Here is a 17444-nt window from a genome sequence, read left to right on the forward strand (position 1 = left end):
CCTGTTGATCAAAATCCCTGCTCACAGAAATAGACATGGGCCGATGTGCCTTCTGGCGAGGCACGACCAAGCCTTACTTGATGCCGATGACCATGGAGTCGGGACCAAGCAACGGCTCCACGCGTGTCTCGCGGAAGCCGGCGTCCTTCATCCATTCGCGGCACTCTGCGCCGGTATAGTCAAAGCCACCCGGGGTTTCGATGAGCATGTTCAGGCTCATCAGAAGGCCGAAGGCGTTTTTCTTGCGCTCGTCGTCGATGATCGCGTCATAGACGATCAGGCAGCCGCCGGGTGGCAGCGCCTCATAGCATTTCGCGAGAAGTGCTTTCTTCTGCTCAAGATCCCAGTCATGAAGGATATGTCCCATGACGAGCACATCCGCGGTAGGACACGGGTCCTTGAAGAAGTCGCCCGGATAGAAACGCAGCCGATCCTGCAGGCCATGCGACGCCACGTAATCTTCAAAGATGGGGGCGACCACCGGCAGGTCGAAACCGCCACCGCGCAGGTGCGGATGCGCAAGGGCGATCTGCGCCGGGCAAGCCCCCTGCGCCGCGCCGATATCGATGAACGTGCGGTAGTTCTGCCAGGGAAATTTTTGTGCGATGGCCTTCGCGGCCCCCAGACTCACGCCGGTCATTGCGTGAAGGAAATTGCGTAGCGAGGCTTCATCACGATAGAGCTCGTCGAATGGCGAAGCTCCATGCTTTGCTTCATTTTGCGGTTCGCCGGTGCGAAGCGCTTCGGTAAGCAAACCCCAGTTGGCATAGAGGCGGGAATTCATCATCTCGAGAAGGCCACCCACGTAGCTCGGTTTCGCCTTGTCGAGGAACAGATCGGCATCCGGCGCATTTCGATAGATATCGCCATCCCGCTCCAGGGCACCCAATGCAACCAGGGCGTCGAGAAAATCGCGCGATGATCTCGGGTGCAAACCCGTCAGCGCTTCGAGCTCCTTCGCGGTTCGGCCCGCTCCGGCCAGGTGCGTAAACACACCAAGCTCAACGGCGGAAAGCATCGTCTTGGAGCCCCAGAAACCCATGCCGAGCTGAAGCAGTCGATCTGGCGTGAGCGCGTCCGCTTGCGCGGGACTGTCGGTGGGTGTTGCGCGAGTAGCATTTTGGGTGTGCTGCATAAGTCCTCCAGGGTCGACGCGTCGCAGAGCGCCAAGCCCTGAATTGAGGCGCTATCCGGCTCACGTATGCTGTAGTGGAGGGATGAATCTACCGCTGCTCATGCAAGCAAAAAACATGACTTACGATGTTCGAACGAAGGTCATAGGCCGTTCGTCACTGACGGATCAACCATGCTTCATGGACTCATGGCTACATGTCTCAGGGTTGGTCTAACGCCAGCCGGAGATGTTCGGTCCAGGTCGAAAGCGGACATTCCTGTGCTTCGGGTATTCATGGATGCTTTCGATGGTCAAAATGGCACCCCTTCTATTCGGACGGCCGGCCATGGCACATCCCAAGTACTCGCTCGCGGAAATAGAGCGCCGATGGCTCGTTTCTCCGGGCTTCCTGACTGAGCTCGAAAACCTGCCCCACTGGGTTGTGGAGGATCTATACGTCGAAGGGACGCAGCTTCGCTTGCGCAAGATGAGCAGTTCGCGCGGCGAAGTGATCTATAAGTTCTGCAAGAAATACGGACGCGTTGCGTCGTTGGCAAACCCGATGACCAATATCTACCTCTCGGAAGTTGAATATCGAACGCTCTCCGTGCTGAAGGGAAAGAGCATCAGCAAGCACCGCTACGCCATCGCTGGCGGAAGCATCGACGTCTACCCGAAGCTCCCAGGCATTGCGATCTTTGAGATCGAGTTTGAGTCCGAAGGCGAAGCGGCCGGCTATGTACCGCCTGACTTCGTGGGCGACGAGGTTACCGACGATGCGCGGCATTCCGGCCAGGCACTCGCATTGCGTGTGATCTAACGCGGCACAGCAAGTCGATGCGAGACGAGGACGGAACGTCAACCGGGATCAAGAGCGGACATCCGGGATATCCCATGGTCCAACCCAGGCACAACGCCCACCGACAGCAAGAAAAGCTAGTCCTCTTCCGGCCAGAGTAGCGCCTGAGCGACTATCACATGCTCACCGTTGAACGTCGCCGCTGGAGAGCCGTACAGCCTGTAGCCGAGGCTCAACGCTTCCGAAACGCGGTGGCAAAACGCTGCATCATCCTTACCCGTCAACAATCGATAGGACGGAAGACCATCAGGTGGTGAGTCAGGCATCGAGAATGCTCCTTCAGTGATGGCGCGCCGCAGACGCTTCCGCCGACGGAATCGCCTGACGCGTTGCGCATTTTTCCAGCGGGTGAAATAAGGGGGTGGCGGAGAGGTTCTGCCAGCCATACCAGGTCATGAGAACAGCCAACGTGGAAAAGACGAGAAGTAAGTAGGCCCTCCTTCGCACGGCAACGCCACGTTGAATTTTGGTGCGGCGGAATACCCACGTGCCGGGCGGAGGCAGTTGGCCGTGCCGCAGAAGCTGGCGAGCATGCCAGGCCAAGAGAAGCGCCACGAAGAGAAGCGATGCCAGGACGCTGATCAGTAAACCGCGCCACCAGGGGAGCTGGTCACAAAGGGGCAGCGAATGGATATGACCAAGAAGCGCTGGTTGCAGCCACAGCCGATACACGATGGCGAGCATGCCGCCCATCACCAGGAGCACGACCAGATTGCGTCGCCCACGAGACGTCGGCTCGATGAACTCATCGGTCATGCGCATCTATCCGCTGAATAGACGGATTGCTGGATCCGGTTGACATGCCTTGCTGCGCTCAACGTCGCCGCCCCTTACTTGCGAGAAGCTTATGGGTACCGGTTCCAGCTAACAACCATGTGTGTTGCCGGACGAACTTGGACGGCGGCCAGTTGCGCATCGGGGCCGTAACGGATGGCCTCCCCAGCACAGACCAAGGGAGATGCCGCAACCGCGCCCCTTTCAGTCAAAACGGCGCCAGTTTCGCTATGCTGCAACCATGGTGTCGGGTTACTCCGGGGTTTGAAGGAAAAGAATCCCATCGTGTGTCGAAAATCGATCCCGCCCCCTGTTTTGATGCGGAAACCCGGGAGCTTCGTGATCCAAGTGAACGACAACGTAAGCAATGGACTGTGTGCGCGCCATGGATGAGCGAGGGCCGGATTCCAATCGGGCGGTCCCCGTCTTCATCGCTTTGATTGCCCTGCTCACGCTAGCCGCCCTTTACGCACCGCGCTTCAAGCCACCCACGACGGTGCCCAAGTTCGTTCCTTCGACGCGGCCGGTGATGCCTATCGTCGAACTATGGCTGAGCACGGCGGATCGCCGGCTGAAGCTGGCGCCGCAGCCTGACATTGAAATGAGCGCCGACGGTTCGTTGCCCGCCGATGTGGTTATCGACGTCCACAGCAAGTACCAAACCATGGTCGGTTTCGGAGCGGCGATGACGGATTCGTCGGCGTGGCTGCTCCAGAACAAACTCAATGAGTCGCAGCGCGATGCCTTGCTGCATGAGCTGTATGGCCCACCGCCCAACCTCAACTTGAACATGATGCGCCTGACCATCGGCGCCTCCGATTTCTCGTTGAAGCCCTATACCCTGGATGATGTTGCCTTCGGCGAGAGCGATCCGCAGCTGCTGCATTTCAACGTCGCGTCCAATGTGCAAGATGTGATACCGATGGTGCGCGAGGCCCTGTCCATCAACCCGGGGCTGCAGATCATCGCGTCGCCATGGAGCGCGCCCGCGTGGATGAAAAGCAGCCAGAACCTGATTGGCGGTGCGTTGCTGGAGCAGTACGAAAGCACGTACGTGGACTATCTCGTCAAGTACCTCGATACGTACCGCAGCTATGGCATCCCCATCTTCGCGTTGACCCTGCAGAACGAGCCCAACTTCGTACCGATCACCTATCCAGGCATGGAAATGACGGCGACGACGCGGGCACGCATCGTCACGCAATATCTCGGCCCGAAACTGGCGAGCCGTCGACCCAAAGTCGGCATTCTGGAATGGGACCACAACTGGAACCACCCGGAGCAGCCATCAAGCGTGCTGGCCGACCCCGATACGGCGCGTTATATCGATGGCGTTGCCTGGCATTGCTACGCAGGCAGCCCCTACGCGCAGAGCCGCGTGCATCGCGCGTATCCCCAGAAGGACACCTATATCACCGAGTGCAGCGGGGGCGACTGGGCGTCGAGCATCAACGGCGAGCTGCTCTGGTTCACGCGAAACCTGCTGGTTACGGGGACCCGGCAGTGGGCTCGCGGCGTCGTGTACTGGAACCTGGCGCTCGACGAGAATCACGGCCCGCACTTCGGCGGCTGCGATGCCTGCAAGGGCGTGGTCACGATCGACTCGCAGACGGGGACGGTGACTCGCAACGACGAATACTACGCATTGGCGCACTTCAGTAGATTCGTCCTGCCTGGTGCCGTCCGGGTGACATCCACCGACACCGATGCCGACAAGGGCATCGCCAATGTGGCCTTCCAGAATGCCGCTGACGGATCGATCGTTCTGGTGATGGTCAACACCAATGCGGAGGCGCGCCGCGTCTCGGTGGCGGAGGGTCAGGCCCGTTTTGAATACACGATGCCGCCGCAAAGCGTGGCGACTTTCGTATGGAGCCCGGACCGTGCCGTTGCCTGGGTGCGGCGCGCTATCTGGTGGTTGAAAAGGATCCAGTAGCGGGACCTGTTTGCAGGCGCATGGCCATGCCGCCCACGAGTGTTTCGGATGTCCACCGAATCGCTGAGCCTTGCCTCTACCCTACCCGCGACACGAGAACACGCTCTGGAAGGACTTAGTTCGCCGGTCTACCTGACAGGCCGTCTTGTGGAAGTGGCGCCAGGAAGTCGGATACGGGCTCGAGGATCAACTCCGGCAGACTCTCGGCGATGGCATCCCGCAGTTGTTGCCAGGCTTCCGGATCAACCGACGGACGAGCGAGACCTTCCGCTTTCGCCGCCGCGGATGGCCACTGCGTATAGCTGTACCAGATATCGTCGGGGCCGCGGTGCAAGCGTGAGCCCAGCGATCCCCGCTCGGTCAGGAGCAGCTCCGTTATGCGCGACCAAGCCCGGACAAAGGACGCTTCGGATCCTGGATGCAGGCGCCAACGGTAGATGGCACAGAAAGCTGGACTAGCGTTATCCATATCGAACTCAAGCAGCAGTGGTCGTTTTACTTTCGCGCTTCCAGGCACCCGGCCCAAGGCACGTGGCGGCACCTTTCGGGAACGTTTGCTTAGGGTTGGCACGCCCTGGGTGAAGTCTCGCCGTGGCAACGGTAATGCGCTGACCGCGCGGTGGTGTCCCCGTGTCAGCCAATCATTTGTGCCTTGAAGCGTCTCGCCACCTCAGTGTCGCCGTCGGCGTGGGTAAGTCAAGGGTGAACTGTAGACAGAACCTGGCTGCATCCACTTGCATCAGCGGATCCGACCCGAAGCCGCTACGACCGGCAACCATCTCCAATTCCGCGACTCGCATGACCTGCATATGCCACGCCGTGTAGAACGCTTCCGTGCTGTCAGGGATCGCCCGCACGTCGTAGCGACGCCATCCAATAGATACGGAAAGCATTAGAAGAAAGAATGTTGGCGTACGGCGAATCCGATGGCTGTCCGCCAGCCGATGCACCGTGCAGAAAACGCGCGTGAGCAACGTTGCCCGGATTGTGCCCGTCCGGCGTACATGGACCTCCCGCAGCCTATAGGCGCGCGCCTTGCCAGCTCGTGTCGTTGGAGGAAGTAGTCGTGGAATGTCTAAAAAGGAATGGACATGAAATTTACAGATGGCATCGCGGCGCTTGGTCTCATCGCACTGATTTCAGTGCCCGGCACGTCCCACGCAACGCCCGATACAAAGAACGTCTATCTGTCCCAATGCGATGGATGCACCGCAAGGCAGGCGAAACAAAAGATCCTCGATGAGAACGGAGTGGGCCTTGACCAGAAATGGTTCTCCATCGACGGCATCAACCAGAAAGTCCTTGCCTTCAATGTCAATTATTTCCCGGAGGACCCCGGCAGCCTGACTCCGACGCAGCGTCGCGGCAACCAGTGGTTCTACCTGGAACCCTTCGCCGACGATGGCCGCGCCAATGGCATAACGCAGCCGCTTATCGAGTTCTACAACCTGGCCCCCGTGGGATGGGAGAAAACGATTGGGCCTGGCCCGGATTCGCTCTCCGCAAGAATCGTGAATCCGATGGGGATCGCCAAACCCATGGCAAGTGGTCCTACGCTCCCACCCTACCCCGATCCCGGACTTAATGTCTGGAACACCGTGGATGATGGCTCGCCGATGCATAACACCATCGTCAACTATGTGCAAAACAGTACCGTTGGCAATACCCAGAGCATCGGATCGCGCCTCAGCAACCTGTTTAGCGCCAAGGTATCGATCGAAGGCCAGAATGGCAGTGTGTCTGTCACGCCTAGCTTCAAAGCCGGCTTCTATGTGGTCGTCCAATTCATGGACGGCAGCAGGCTCAGCCTGGTGTACACCCAGAATGGCTGGGTAACCGACCCAAGGTTCGGCCAGACCAGGGACTCCAATGGCAACTCTGTTCCGATCACCGCGGATCAGATTGCTCCACCCAATGGCATCCATATCTACGATTTTCGACCGAAGTCATGGGCTACCAGTGCTAGCGATCAGACGAACTGGACTCAGCGAATGGGCATACTGACAGGCGGCACCGCAGTCATATCGTCCTCATCGGCAACCATGGCATGCACGAGCGTCGGCGGCGGCCCCGTTAGTTGCCAGAGCTATGTGAATCCCTAACGCAAAAGCCCATCGGCAAGACCAAGGAAAGCATTGGGGTGGGCGCACATCGCCCATCCCATCACGGCGGCCACCCATGCGTGCCGCACGAGCCGCGCATGCGAGACGCTTACTGACGCGCCCTGCCCTGAACTGCACTATCAAGCCATGTGATCACGGAACCAGCTTGTCGCATGGCCTACTGTGCGATCGACGACATCCGGTTGTTCGTAATACTGAAAGTGGTTCGTACCATTTTCCCAGATCAGCTTCTTGTCGGAAGTAGGGATCGACTCGAAGTGCCGCCGTGCGGCAGCCGGGTTCATGCACATGTCCGAATGGACAATCAGCGCAGGCTTCTTCAGGTTGGCGACACCGGGCACGGTCGTGTAATCGAAATGGTCCAGGTCGCTCATGATCGCGTAGCGGTTATCCCAGCCCTTGAGTGTCCAGGGACCGTACCAGCTCCACACCAGCGGGCCGGGCAGGCCTGCGTCAGACCCCTTGATGGGATCGCCGAGGCTGGGCGAAACCAAAGGCTGGTACACGACCTCGCCAGTTGATTCATAACGTACCTTCGCATCGCGTGCGCGTTCCAGGCGCGCTTGCAGCAGCTCCTCGAGTTGTTCGGCCGACGGTGCGGTTGCCGTGTCGAACGGATTCTCGGTCACACCGGCGGAAATCATAAACAGATCGGTTTCCCGGTCGCGGTAATACCCGGTCACGCAGGCCACTCCTTTGACGCGATCTTCGTAGGAGGCGATGTCGAGCATTTCCGGACCACCCTGGCAAATGCCAAGCAGAAAGACCCGGGCAGGATCGACATCGGCGCGCGTCAGGAGATGGTCGAGCGCCGAGACCACATCCTCATTCTTCATTTTGGGATTTTCGAGCCGACGCGGCATGCCGCCGCTTTCACCTACGGTGCGTGGATCGAAAGCCAGTGCCAGGAATCCCTCATCGGCCAGCCGCGTGGCGTATTGGGTTGGAGCCTGTTCTTTCGTGAAAGAGTACGGCCCCAGCACGATGACCACGGGAAACGGGCCTTCGCCCCGGGGGCGATAGAGCACGCCAACGACATCGTCCCCATGGGACGGAAAAGTGATCTTCTCTGAGGTGTAGTTACCGTGCTTGGACACGTTGAATCTCCACAGTGGACGACGCGTCCCAGTCTAGGAATCGTTGACTGTTCAAACAATCTCGCTAATTCTTGATGCCACGATGAATATTACTCACCAATCTCAGAGCGGCGACTTGTTCACGCTCACCCTGTTTTTGGCGGTCGCGAGACACCGCAGCTTTCGCGCGGCGGCCGTCGAACTTGAAGTGACGCCCTCAGCCATCAGCCACTCCATCAAGAGCCTCGAGCAACGTCTTGCTGTTCGCCTGTTCAATAGAACGACGCGCAGCGTGTCACTGACCGATGCTGGCGAGCGACTCGCCGCGAAGCTCCGGCCCGCCATGACGTCCATCATGGAAGCGATGCAAGAGGTCGACGACTTCCGTCAAGAGCCGAGCGGCACCGTGCGGATCAATGCCAGCGAAGGTGCGATCCGCTTGGTCCTGCAGCCGGTGCTGGCGCGCTTTCTACGCACCTACCCGCGGGTTCATCTCGATATCGTCAGCGATGGCCGGCTAGGCGACATTGTCGCGGACGGATTCGATGCGGGCATCCGACTGGCCGAGGCCGTGCCACAGGACATGATTGCCGTTCCGCTACATGGGTCCGTGCGCTTCGCCGCCGTCGCATCGCCGGACTATTTCGGCAGACGCGGTCGGCCGATTGCGCCGCAGGATTTGTACAAGCACGACTGCATCCGCTTCCGGTTTGAAAGCGGAGCGCTCTATCGCTGGGAGTTCGAGCGCCGTGGCCATACCGAGAGAATCGATGTGTCTGGCCCCCTCACCCTGACTGACCAGCCCTTGATGGTCGACGCCGCCATGGATGGCATCGGCATTGCGTTCGTACCCGATCATCTCGCCGCAGAGGCACTGCATGATGGTCGTCTCGAGCGCGTGCTGGACGATTGGTGTCCGTCGTTTCCAGGGTTATGCCTGTACTACTCGGGTCACCGCCACGTTTCGAGCGGCCTGCGCGCGCTGATCGCCATGCTTACATCCATGTAAGTTTGTGTAGGGTCGCGAGCACGACGCAACCACACTTGAGTTGCTCGCGGATCGCTCAAGCCCGCATGCGCCAGTCCGCCCACTAACCCTTCCTCAGCGGATCGAGCAGACGCTTCAAGCCGTTGTGATCGAGTTCGAGCGCCAGTGCGAGCAGGTTGCCGAGGTCGCCAGGCGGGAAGCCTTTGCGTGCGTACCATGCCAGGTAGGCGCCAGGCAGGTCGGCAATGAGGCGACCCTGGTACTTGCCATAGGGCATGGTCATGGTGACCAGTCGCTGCAGGTCCTCAGGCTTCACGGGGCGGACCGCTGCAAGCGATCAGCGTGGGTCGTGGATGTCTGCTTCGTGACTTTCACCATGCCTTCTCCAACCTTCAAATCCAGGGTCGCGCGTGTCCGCTTCGGGTTGGAAGCGGACTTTCCGGCCGACGCGACTAAACGCGAGACGCCCGCTCGCTGAAAGCATACTCAGCCATGCGGCGGGATGGCGCTGGGGTCCATCCACATCACTTCCCAGATATGGCCATCGGGATCCTCGAAGCTGCGGCCATACATGAAGCCTAAGTCCTGCACGGGCGTGGGGTCCGCCTTGCCGCCGGCGCCACTCGCCTTATCGACCAGGCTGGACACCTCATCGCGATTATCCGCGGACAGACACAGCAGCACCTGCGCGTCCACGTGCGCATCGACGATCCGCTTGCTCGTGAACTGGCGCCACTTGTCGTGGGTGAGAAGCATCGCGTAGATCGTGTCGGAGAGCACCATGCACGCCGCGGTATCGTCGGTGAATGCGGGATTGTTGACCGCGCCAACGGCCTCGTAGAACGCCATCGATCGCTTCAGGTCGGTCACCGGCAGGTTAACGAAAATCATCTTGCTCATTATTTGACCTATAGATGTGTAGCCGCGGCGGGATTACCGCGGCACCTTACCGACGAGCGAGCATGAGGAAAATCGACAAGGGCCGCAAACGGCGCTTCCAACCTGAAATCGGTCGGACGGGATGTCCACCCGCACCCCGTAGTTGGGAAAGCAAATGGCATCGCGCCGACATCCTTGCCACATCGATGCGAGAAAAAGCCTGACAGACGGGCGATGCATCCTGCTCGACACGGGAGAAGCGGTGTGACGTACGCGACCAGCTTGTCGGGTTCACATGGCTGCTGACGGACGAATCACGCTGATGCCGGCATCCGTCCGCTCAACACGTCTTTTCCGTCACCCGATGGATGAATGTCCATGTCGTCACCGACGTGAGCGCCCAGCAGCGCCAGCTCTTTCATCAATGCGCCGATGTCGTTCCTGTCATCATCGTGGAAGACGGTATGCATGCCCACAGCACGCGCCACCACGAGGTTGGCTTCGCTGTTGTCGATGAAGATGCTTTCATCGGGCGCCACACCCGCGCAGGATGCCGCGTGCAGAAAGATGCCGTTTTCGCGCTTCCCGCCACCCACTTCCGCAGAGACAACAATGGGACTGAACAACGAATCCAGTTCCTGGTACTTCCTGAGGTGATCCATCCGGTCTTTACTGTTGTCCGTGATGATCCCGATCGAATAGTTGACCTTCAGCTTTTGAGCCAACGAAAACATGCGCCTGTTCAGCGGCGTGCTTTCGAATGCTCTGGCGAGCAGGCCCATATCCATTTCCCCGCCCATGGCATGGCGCCAGATCTCGGCGTGACTCGCTCTACCCAAGAGCAGGCCACCGATGTGTGGGTTGAAGGCATCGTTGATCGTTGATAACGCGATGCCGCTGGCTTCGCTCAGATATCGGAACGTCGTGAGCAAGCCGCTCTTATCCGTCGTGAGCACACCATCGTAGTCAAAGAAAATCGTCCTGATCATCTTGTTCTCTCTCAAAGCCCGACTGACAGCGCATTCCGTTCAATCGCCGTCTTCATCCCCCTCCACGATCTTCCGCTGGATCCGATCCAGATACTGATCCAGCTCCTCCGTGCTGGAGAAGACTTCGCTGACCGGCACGGCCTTCACGATATCAAACACCTTGCGCACTTGAGGTTGTGGATGGAGAAGCAGGGTATGGCCATGGCGCGCCCGCATCGATTTGCGGATCTTGGCGATACTCCTTAGCCCGGCACTGCTTATGTATACGAGCGCGGAGAGGTCGAGCACCACCGTGCCCCCTTCGGCCATGCCGTGCAGCACCGGAGCGGCCGCTTCGTCGAATTCACCGAAGGTCATGGCATCGAGCCGGCCGTGCAGATGCAGCGTGGATCGTTGGGGCGACGTGCTATCAATGTGCAGGCTGAACGTCATGATCTTGCTCCGGCCGCTGGGGGATAGATGAAGCGAAGTTGGAGGTGATTGCCCTGCTCATCGTGTGCGTAGTTGAAATCGCTGGCCATGACGCGCACCAGATGGATGCCGAGGCCGCCTTCCTTGTCATAGTCCGCGATGTCTCCGGACAGCAGGGGTTCCGGCGATTGCAGCGGATCGAACAGCTGGCCGTCATGATGCAGTTCGACCAGGATGGCGTCCTCCGTCATGGTCAGGCGCAGCGTGATCTTTCCATCGCTCGGTTCGCGGTAACCGTGCTGCACCATATTGACCATCAATTCTTCGAGTACCAGTCGCACATCCTCGCGGACACCGGACTCGATGCCAGCCGAGCGCAATGCGTCATCGCAGCGCGAAAGCGTGTCGAACACGCTCTCGATGGAGGCGGTGATGGTCAGATCCAGCATGGACGCGCTCCTTTCCAGTCCGGCATGATGCCAGCGTAGTGCAAGCACCGTGATGTCGTCGGCCTGGCCATGACCGGCTGCGAAGCGCTCGACGTCGGCCAGCAGAAGGCTCGCGGGATCTCCATCCCCAGCCTTATCTTGATCGGCCAGACAGGCGAGCATCCTTTCCTGTCCGTACATCTGCAAAGCGCTATCCATCGCCTCGGTGATGCCATCGGTGTACATCAGCAAAGTTTCCCCGGGACGAAGCTGCAGGCGGTGGACCGGATAGACCGCTTCATCGTCCAGGCCAAGGGCCGGACCGGTATCGAACTCCAGCAAGTGCGGCGCGTCGCTTCCCCACAGAACGGGAGGTTCGTGACCGGCGCTCGCCATGATGAGGTTGCCGCTGCCCGTATCCAGCAAACCGCATAGCAGGCTGACAAACATACAGCCGTCATTGTTGCGGCAAAGCTCCTGGTTGAGCAGCTGCAGCAGCCGCTCCGGCGACCGCGCACGCGGTGCCAACGCTTTGGCGAGCGTGATGGCACGCGCCATAAACAAGGCTGCCGGGATGCCCTTGTCCGAAACGTCGCCGACCATGATGTAGAAGTGCCGGTCATCCAGCATGAAATAGCTGTACAGGTCGCCGCCGACGCTTCGCGCCGGCTGCAGCACCGCATGCAGTTCGAAGTTGCTGCAGCGCGCGTCCAGATAGTGCGCGCCGGGAAGCAGCGCGGTCTGGATCTGATGGGCGATCTCCAGCTCGCTGGCGAGACGCTGCTGTTCGCGCGCCGTCCGCGTGAGCTCGGCCAAGTGCCCGGCCAGTTCGCGGCGCATGCGATCGAAGGCATGCGTGAGCCGGCCGATCTCGTCACGCTGGCGCACGGCAGGCAAGGCGAATCCGAGTGCGCCGCGAGCCACGTGCTCGGCCCGCTCCGTCAGCACACCCAACGGTTTCATGATGCGCCGGGTGATCGCAAACATAAGTATCGCCAGTATCAGCAGCGCCAACGCACCCACGCCGAGCGCGCCTAGAAAGGCCTGTCTGACGCCGGCATAGATCCGGACTTCCGGCACCACGAGTCCGAATTGCCAGTGCGTGCCTTGGATGGGCGCGTGATAGACCCACACCGGCCCTTCGGCCCGTGATGTCAGGCGCACAGGTTCGACGTCGCCGCGTTTCAACGCATCGAGCAAGCGGGGCGTCGCCTGCCGGCCGACCCGGGCAGGTTCGTCATCCGCCAGATAGATACCCTGCTGATCGATGACGAAAGCCTCCATGCCGGGAGGCTTGTTCAACCCTTTCAGCACCCCTTGAAGCCATTCGAGCGTGACGTCCGCATTGATCACGCCGATGGCCTGGCCATCGACCACAATGGCCGACGAGTAATTGACCAGCTTGCGATGCCTGGACTGGGAGACGAACGGCGGCTGCCAACAGCCGTCGATGCAGGTCAGTCCCGTGCGGAACCAGGGGCGCTCCCAATAGGGCGATGGGTCCTGCAGCATGTCGCGGCTGACCAGCGAGCCATCGTCGAGCCGGCTGACGAAAGGCGATTGACCGGAGGCCCGAGCGGCCTTCGATTGGGGAATGTATGCCGCCGCCAGACCCGCCAGGTCAGGGTTGTGCTGTATGGCATCGTGAATCAGCGACTGCGCATCGTCCGGCCGCGGCCCGATGAGCGCGGCAAGCATCTGAGCGATATCGGTGACTTTGTCGAGGCGTCCCTGGATGCGGTTGCCGACATCGTTCGCCAGCGCTCCGGATTCACGATGGGCATGCTCGAGAATCTGCCGGCTGACCAGCTGGAAAAGCAGCGTGCCGCCGGCGACGACAACCAGCGTGGCACCGATCAGAACCCAAAGAGCGAGCCGCGAAGCGATGCTGCGCATAGCCATGTGCCCCTTCCCCATGGGCCGAATCTAATGATTCGGCGCTAGGCTGCAAGAGAACGGCGTCTCAGTCATGGGCAAGGGTTCGGAACTGGCCGTCGCAGGCCAGACCTACTAAAGCGAACCAAGGTTCTGACGGCGGTACTGAGCCCGGCGCCTGGCTCGATCAGGCAGCTGGCTTGCCGGTGTTAGCCGCCAACTGCGCCGCAAAAGCGCGCTGATAGGCTGGCCGCGCCTCGCCGCGGGCGACATACGCCGCAAGGTTTGGAAATTCGTCCAGGATGCCTGATGGCCTCGTCCTGAGCAGCACCGACACCATCATCAGGTCACCTGCGCTGAAGGCGCCATCCAGCCACTCGGCATCGCCAAGGCGAGTGGACAGCTGGCCAAAACGCTGGCGGATACGGTCCACGACCAGCGGCAGGCGCTCCTTGCTCCACGGTTTATCGCCTTCCTGGAACTTGGCGATCACGAGCTCCAGAATGCTGGGCTCCACCGAGTTCAGCGCGGCAAACATCCATGTGATCGCGCGCGCGCGCGCATGGGCATCCTTCGGCAACAGGCCCGGATGTTGATCGGCGAGATGGAAGACGATCGCGCCGGTTTCAAACAAGGCCAGATCGCCTTCCTCATAGGTTGGAATCTGGCCGAATGGATGAAGCGCCAGATGCGCGGGTTCCTTCATCGCCTGGAACGACACATACCGGACGTCGTAGGGCTGGCCCACCTCTTCCAGTGCCCAGCGAACACGCGTATCGCGCGCCAACCCCTTGCCGCCGTCGGGCGACCGTTCAAACGCGGTAATGGTGATGCTCATCGTGATGTCCCTCTTTTAGATATCGCTCGATCGGCCTTCCGCAGCTTTCGCACAGAGATGGCTGCAGAAGGTCGCTAACGCGCGAGAATGTCCCCGACGCCAACCGCCCGGCATCAGTGACTATGCATGCCCGCGGGCGTTCCGTCGGACCAGCTTCCGACCCCGACCAGGAACACGAGAATGGGCGGCAAACCTTTCATCTGGGGTTGTTTGTCCGGATAGAAGAACCAATAGGGGCTGGACATCACCGGTGAGCCCTCTGCGCCGGAGCCCCAATCCTTACCGTCCTTGACCAGGGTGTCGAACATGAGGTGAGGCATGTTGTGGTCTCCCTCGTCGGTCAGATACGACGATTTCGACAGCATGTAATCCATGGCGCCGCTTTCCAGTTCCGGCAGTTGTTTGTTTTTGTACGCGGCGTGGAGTGCGGACAGCATCTCCGCCTTGGAACTACCCGCCATCGCCATCTTTGCGCGCAGATTGAAGATGGGGATGATCGAACGTGCGGCTTGGGGATTCAGGCAATCGGCAGCCCTGATTTTCGGGTTCCAGAATTCGGGCCAGTCGAACGGCCCTCCCCAGCTTCGACCCACCACGCAGACAAACCCGTTCTTGCCTTCGACCGCCTTCTCGTAACCCTTGCGCCCCAGAACCAGGACCGTAGCGTCACGGGAAATGGACTCCGGCGCCGCACTGCGCGCCAGCGCTATTTCGTCTTCCCGGTTCGCCATGAGGTATTGGTCAACCGGGGCCATCTTCGGATAAGACGGCGCTACCCCGGGTTTCGGCGCATCCTGCGCCACCGCTTGCTGCGATGCGCCAAACATCGCAAGCAGTACAACGCTCATGACTTCGATGACGCGCTTTGCTTTTTGCATGGGATTCCTCCTGACGATGGGTACGTTTCAGTCAGCCCGTGACAGGCGCTGATTGGCTGCCTTCACGGTGTCGACGAACGGGCGAACCGGAATTCGACAAGGCATGGGGGGAAAATTTAACGGTGTCCGCGTTGAGTGTGGATTGACTCAAGCGGCAATAGCCAAATGGCTTTCGGAAGGGGCCAGAACCCGGGTTCGCGTGCGCCGGGAAATTCCAGACCTCAGGGCGAAGGCCGGGTGACCATTGCTCTAGGGGTGCTCGAACATACCTAGACTCCACATGGGGTATCGGAGGGGCCGCTTCGGGTCGAAAGCGGACTGTCTAGCCCTGACCCGCAACAGCATATTCCGCATCAACTACCTCACGGAGCCCCACCGGTAGCATCCGATACCGGGACTCCATTGTGATCTTCTTCTCGGCGAGGTCGGTTGCCTTGTCGAAGCCAGCAATGACTGAGCGGATCACTAGAAGGGTGCAGATTACAAACTCCCTTTCGTGGCCAATCTGTAGGTGGTGAGCCCCTAGCTCCACTACTTCATAGGGAAACCAGCGCTGGCTTTCATTGAACTGGCCACCCTGCTGGTCAATGACCAGGTGTAGCGCCGACTCATGCCTATCCTGGTCCTGACCGTAGTCGAGCCCAGCGATAAAAGAGAGTTCGTCCCCTGTGATCGTCCGCACCAGGTCCATAACACCTCTCGAAATCCGATTCTTGGAAATGTCCGCTTCGGGTCGGAAGCGGACAGTTTCATCAGCCCTTGTACTTCGGATTCTTCACGAAGCTGCCATCGATGATCGCCCCTGCGCCATCGACTTTCCACGCCCCCATGATCGCCTCCGGTGGCACGCCGTCGCTCGGCCCATAGGATCCGGTGATCACGTATACCCAGCCATTCGGGTTGCGCTTCGCTTCCTCTCGCATGGCGTCGTTTATGTGCGCCGCCGGGTCGAACGTATCCATTGATTCCCCTATGCCGTTTGACTCAACTACGATTTCGCTCAAGTCCGCTTTGGGTCGGAAGCGGACATCAGGCGCGAGCGCACTCAATTCTCACTGTGCTGTCCCGTGACGGATAGAACCTGCTCAATAACCAACAAGGTGAACATGCCCATATGCCCATAGCCAGCCCACTTGCCTTTCCAGAGCTGTTGCGGCTCTCCAGAGAAAAAGCGGCCGACCAAGGTGGCATTAGCCTTGGCGTAGGGTCTACGTTGGATGATTTGGTCGAAGTCCCGGAAGACCGCATCGTCTCTCAGTTGCGTCGTGACCCCGTCAACAACGAGCACCTCCGGCCTGGTGCGGTTCGCTTGGACACCGCAACAATACATAGTGCCCGAAGCCTGTTTTCCGCCGTACTCGAGCCATACACCCATGGCGAGGCTTGATTCATCGCAATGCCCGGAGGTTAGGGTGAAGTCTTCGAAGCCATGCCCCACGTCACCGGAGACCTCGACCAAGGCATGGTTGTAGCGTCCCGGGTCTGCGAGTAGTTGGCAGACCGTGACTCGAACAGGTTGCTCGCTATGAGCACTCGTGGGGAAGATGCCAAAGCAAACGAGCGCAAGAAAGCAGTATGTCCAGACCGTAACGCGGGCAGCCATAGATTTCCCTCTCTGTTGCAATGCCCGCCTCGGGTTGAAAGCGGACCTTAAATGCCGATGCCTACAGGTCCTTGTGCCTAGAAGGTTCGGTCACGGCAGCCGACCGCTGAGCGGCCTCGCGCGCTTTTGCTTTCAGATAGAAGGCTGTCGCAAACAAAGATTGCATCTCTTTGTCCGAAGTATCCTTTTGCAAAAAGATGACCTCTCCATCACTGGAAACTTGTGCGACCCCATCAGAAGGCTTAGTCAACATCACAATTTGAAGTGTTGTCGGGTTGGAGTCTTGATGGAAGTTGTCAACTGTGGCTCCTGTTCCATCTACGGTGACGACCTGAGAATGGACGGCTATATCTTTCATGGCAGCCTGAAGCTCTTTACTGATCTTTACCTCGTCGGCTGCAGCGGCGAAGGCGATGAAAGTCACCGCGACCGCGATCAATCTAGGCACGTCACGCCCCTTAAGGAAAGTGAGTCCCTTCGGGGCAGGAATGCTGATCGTGGCAGAAGAGGTTTGCGCATGATGGCGGAGATCCTTAGATTCGAAAATTCGACAAAAGCGATGGGCGAGCCGTGTCCGCTCTGGGTCGACAGCGGACATTATTTGAACTGCTCTAGATCCACAGGCCCCTTCACGAACTGACACCAGATCCCGCCATGGGTTGATGGCAAAACC

General features: G+C 59.6%; 20 protein-coding genes. 4 read left to right on the forward strand and 16 right to left on the reverse strand.

Translation table 11 applies throughout. From position 1 onward, the window contains the following. Positions 1 to 73: 73 nt before the first annotated feature. On the reverse strand, positions 74 to 1135 hold the full coding sequence (locus ISS97_RS08995; protein WP_379985160.1) for a methyltransferase: 1062 nt from the start codon (positions 1133 to 1135) through the stop codon (positions 74 to 76). Positions 1136 to 1460: 325 nt separating this feature from the next. Here ISS97_RS08995 and ISS97_RS09000 point away from each other — a divergent pair, with 325 nt between their 5' ends. Next, entirely contained in the window at positions 1461 to 1934 is a 474-nt protein-coding gene (locus ISS97_RS09000; RefSeq protein ID WP_379985159.1) for a CYTH domain-containing protein, read from the forward strand. Positions 1935 to 2050: 116 nt separating this feature from the next. On the opposite strand, the gene ISS97_RS09005 is transcribed toward ISS97_RS09000, so the two are convergent. Both ISS97_RS09005 and ISS97_RS09010 read right to left on the reverse strand, forming a co-directional pair. Further along, on the reverse strand, positions 2051 to 2359 hold the full coding sequence (locus ISS97_RS09005) for a DUF1737 domain-containing protein (protein ID WP_404580078.1): 309 nt from the start codon (positions 2357 to 2359) through the stop codon (positions 2051 to 2053). Continuing rightward, a complete protein-coding gene (locus tag ISS97_RS09010) occupies positions 2253 to 2729 on the reverse strand; it encodes a hypothetical protein (RefSeq protein WP_379985157.1) in 477 nt (158 codons plus the stop codon). The genes ISS97_RS09005 and ISS97_RS09010 overlap by 107 nt, the downstream gene beginning before the upstream one ends. Before the next feature lie 403 nt (positions 2730 to 3132). On the opposite strand from ISS97_RS09010, the gene ISS97_RS09015 reads away from it, so the two are divergent. Next, positions 3133 to 4683: a glycoside hydrolase family 30 protein gene (locus tag ISS97_RS09015; protein ID WP_379985156.1), complete on the forward strand. Its 1551-nt coding sequence runs from the start codon at positions 3133 to 3135 to the stop codon at positions 4681 to 4683. Positions 4684 to 4798: 115 nt separating this feature from the next. Here the strand turns inward: ISS97_RS09015 and ISS97_RS09020 are convergent, their stop codons facing one another. After that, positions 4799 to 5152: an antibiotic biosynthesis monooxygenase family protein gene (locus ISS97_RS09020; protein WP_379985155.1), complete on the reverse strand. Its 354-nt coding sequence runs from the start codon at positions 5150 to 5152 to the stop codon at positions 4799 to 4801. A 622-nt stretch (positions 5153 to 5774) separates the two neighbouring features. On the opposite strand from ISS97_RS09020, the gene ISS97_RS09025 reads away from it, so the two are divergent. Further along, entirely contained in the window at positions 5775 to 6785 is a 1011-nt protein-coding gene (locus ISS97_RS09025) for a hypothetical protein (RefSeq protein WP_379985154.1), read from the forward strand. A gap of 140 nt (positions 6786 to 6925) precedes the next feature. Here the strand turns inward: ISS97_RS09025 and ISS97_RS09030 are convergent, their stop codons facing one another. Next, positions 6926 to 7903 (reverse strand): alpha/beta hydrolase, encoded by a 978-nt coding sequence (locus ISS97_RS09030; protein WP_379985153.1) that lies wholly within the window; start codon positions 7901 to 7903, stop codon positions 6926 to 6928. Between the two features lie 82 nt (positions 7904 to 7985). On the opposite strand from ISS97_RS09030, the gene ISS97_RS09035 reads away from it, so the two are divergent. Further along, positions 7986 to 8891 carry a LysR family transcriptional regulator gene (locus tag ISS97_RS09035; protein WP_379985152.1) on the forward strand — a complete coding sequence of 302 codons (906 nt, stop codon included), beginning with the start codon at positions 7986 to 7988 and terminating at the stop codon, positions 8889 to 8891. Between the two features lie 82 nt (positions 8892 to 8973). Here ISS97_RS09035 and ISS97_RS09040 read toward each other — a convergent pair whose 3' ends face one another. From ISS97_RS09040 to ISS97_RS09090, 11 genes are all read right to left on the reverse strand, one after another. Next, entirely contained in the window at positions 8974 to 9186 is a 213-nt protein-coding gene (locus ISS97_RS09040; protein ID WP_379985151.1) for a DUF3820 family protein, read from the reverse strand. 170 nt (positions 9187 to 9356) lie between these two features. Then, on the reverse strand, positions 9357 to 9770 hold the full coding sequence (locus tag ISS97_RS09045) for a VOC family protein (RefSeq protein WP_379985150.1): 414 nt from the start codon (positions 9768 to 9770) through the stop codon (positions 9357 to 9359). A 293-nt stretch (positions 9771 to 10063) separates the two neighbouring features. Further along, the gene (locus tag ISS97_RS09050) at positions 10064 to 10738 is read right to left on the reverse strand and encodes an HAD-IA family hydrolase (RefSeq protein ID WP_379985149.1); all 675 of its coding nucleotides are present in this window, start codon (positions 10736 to 10738) and stop codon (positions 10064 to 10066) included. 39 nt (positions 10739 to 10777) lie between these two features. Next, on the reverse strand, positions 10778 to 11173 hold the full coding sequence (locus ISS97_RS09055; protein ID WP_379985529.1) for an STAS domain-containing protein: 396 nt from the start codon (positions 11171 to 11173) through the stop codon (positions 10778 to 10780). Then, positions 11167 to 13479, reverse strand: coding sequence for a SpoIIE family protein phosphatase (locus ISS97_RS09060; protein ID WP_379985147.1), 2313 nt, complete (start codon positions 13477 to 13479; stop codon positions 11167 to 11169). The genes ISS97_RS09055 and ISS97_RS09060 overlap by 7 nt, the downstream gene beginning before the upstream one ends. Positions 13480 to 13639: 160 nt before the next feature. Beyond that, a complete protein-coding gene (locus ISS97_RS09065) occupies positions 13640 to 14290 on the reverse strand; it encodes a glutathione S-transferase family protein (protein WP_379985146.1) in 651 nt (216 codons plus the stop codon). A gap of 113 nt (positions 14291 to 14403) precedes the next feature. Beyond that, entirely contained in the window at positions 14404 to 15168 is a 765-nt protein-coding gene (locus tag ISS97_RS09070; protein ID WP_379985145.1) for a hypothetical protein, read from the reverse strand. A 322-nt stretch (positions 15169 to 15490) separates the two neighbouring features. After that, complete coding sequence (locus ISS97_RS09075) at positions 15491 to 15859, reverse strand: hypothetical protein (protein ID WP_379985144.1); 369 nt, start codon at positions 15857 to 15859, stop codon at positions 15491 to 15493. Between the two features lie 61 nt (positions 15860 to 15920). Next, a complete protein-coding gene (locus ISS97_RS09080; protein WP_379985143.1) occupies positions 15921 to 16130 on the reverse strand; it encodes a hypothetical protein in 210 nt (69 codons plus the stop codon). Positions 16131 to 16213: 83 nt separating this feature from the next. Further along, entirely contained in the window at positions 16214 to 16771 is a 558-nt protein-coding gene (locus ISS97_RS09085) for a hypothetical protein (protein ID WP_379985141.1), read from the reverse strand. Between the two features lie 61 nt (positions 16772 to 16832). After that, positions 16833 to 17369: a hypothetical protein gene (locus ISS97_RS09090; protein ID WP_379985140.1), complete on the reverse strand. Its 537-nt coding sequence runs from the start codon at positions 17367 to 17369 to the stop codon at positions 16833 to 16835. Positions 17370 to 17444: the final 75 nt, after the last annotated feature.

It is taken from the genome of Dyella koreensis (assembly GCF_044904565.1).
GTDB classification, from domain to species: domain Bacteria; phylum Pseudomonadota; class Gammaproteobacteria; order Xanthomonadales; family Rhodanobacteraceae; genus Dyella_D; species Dyella_D koreensis.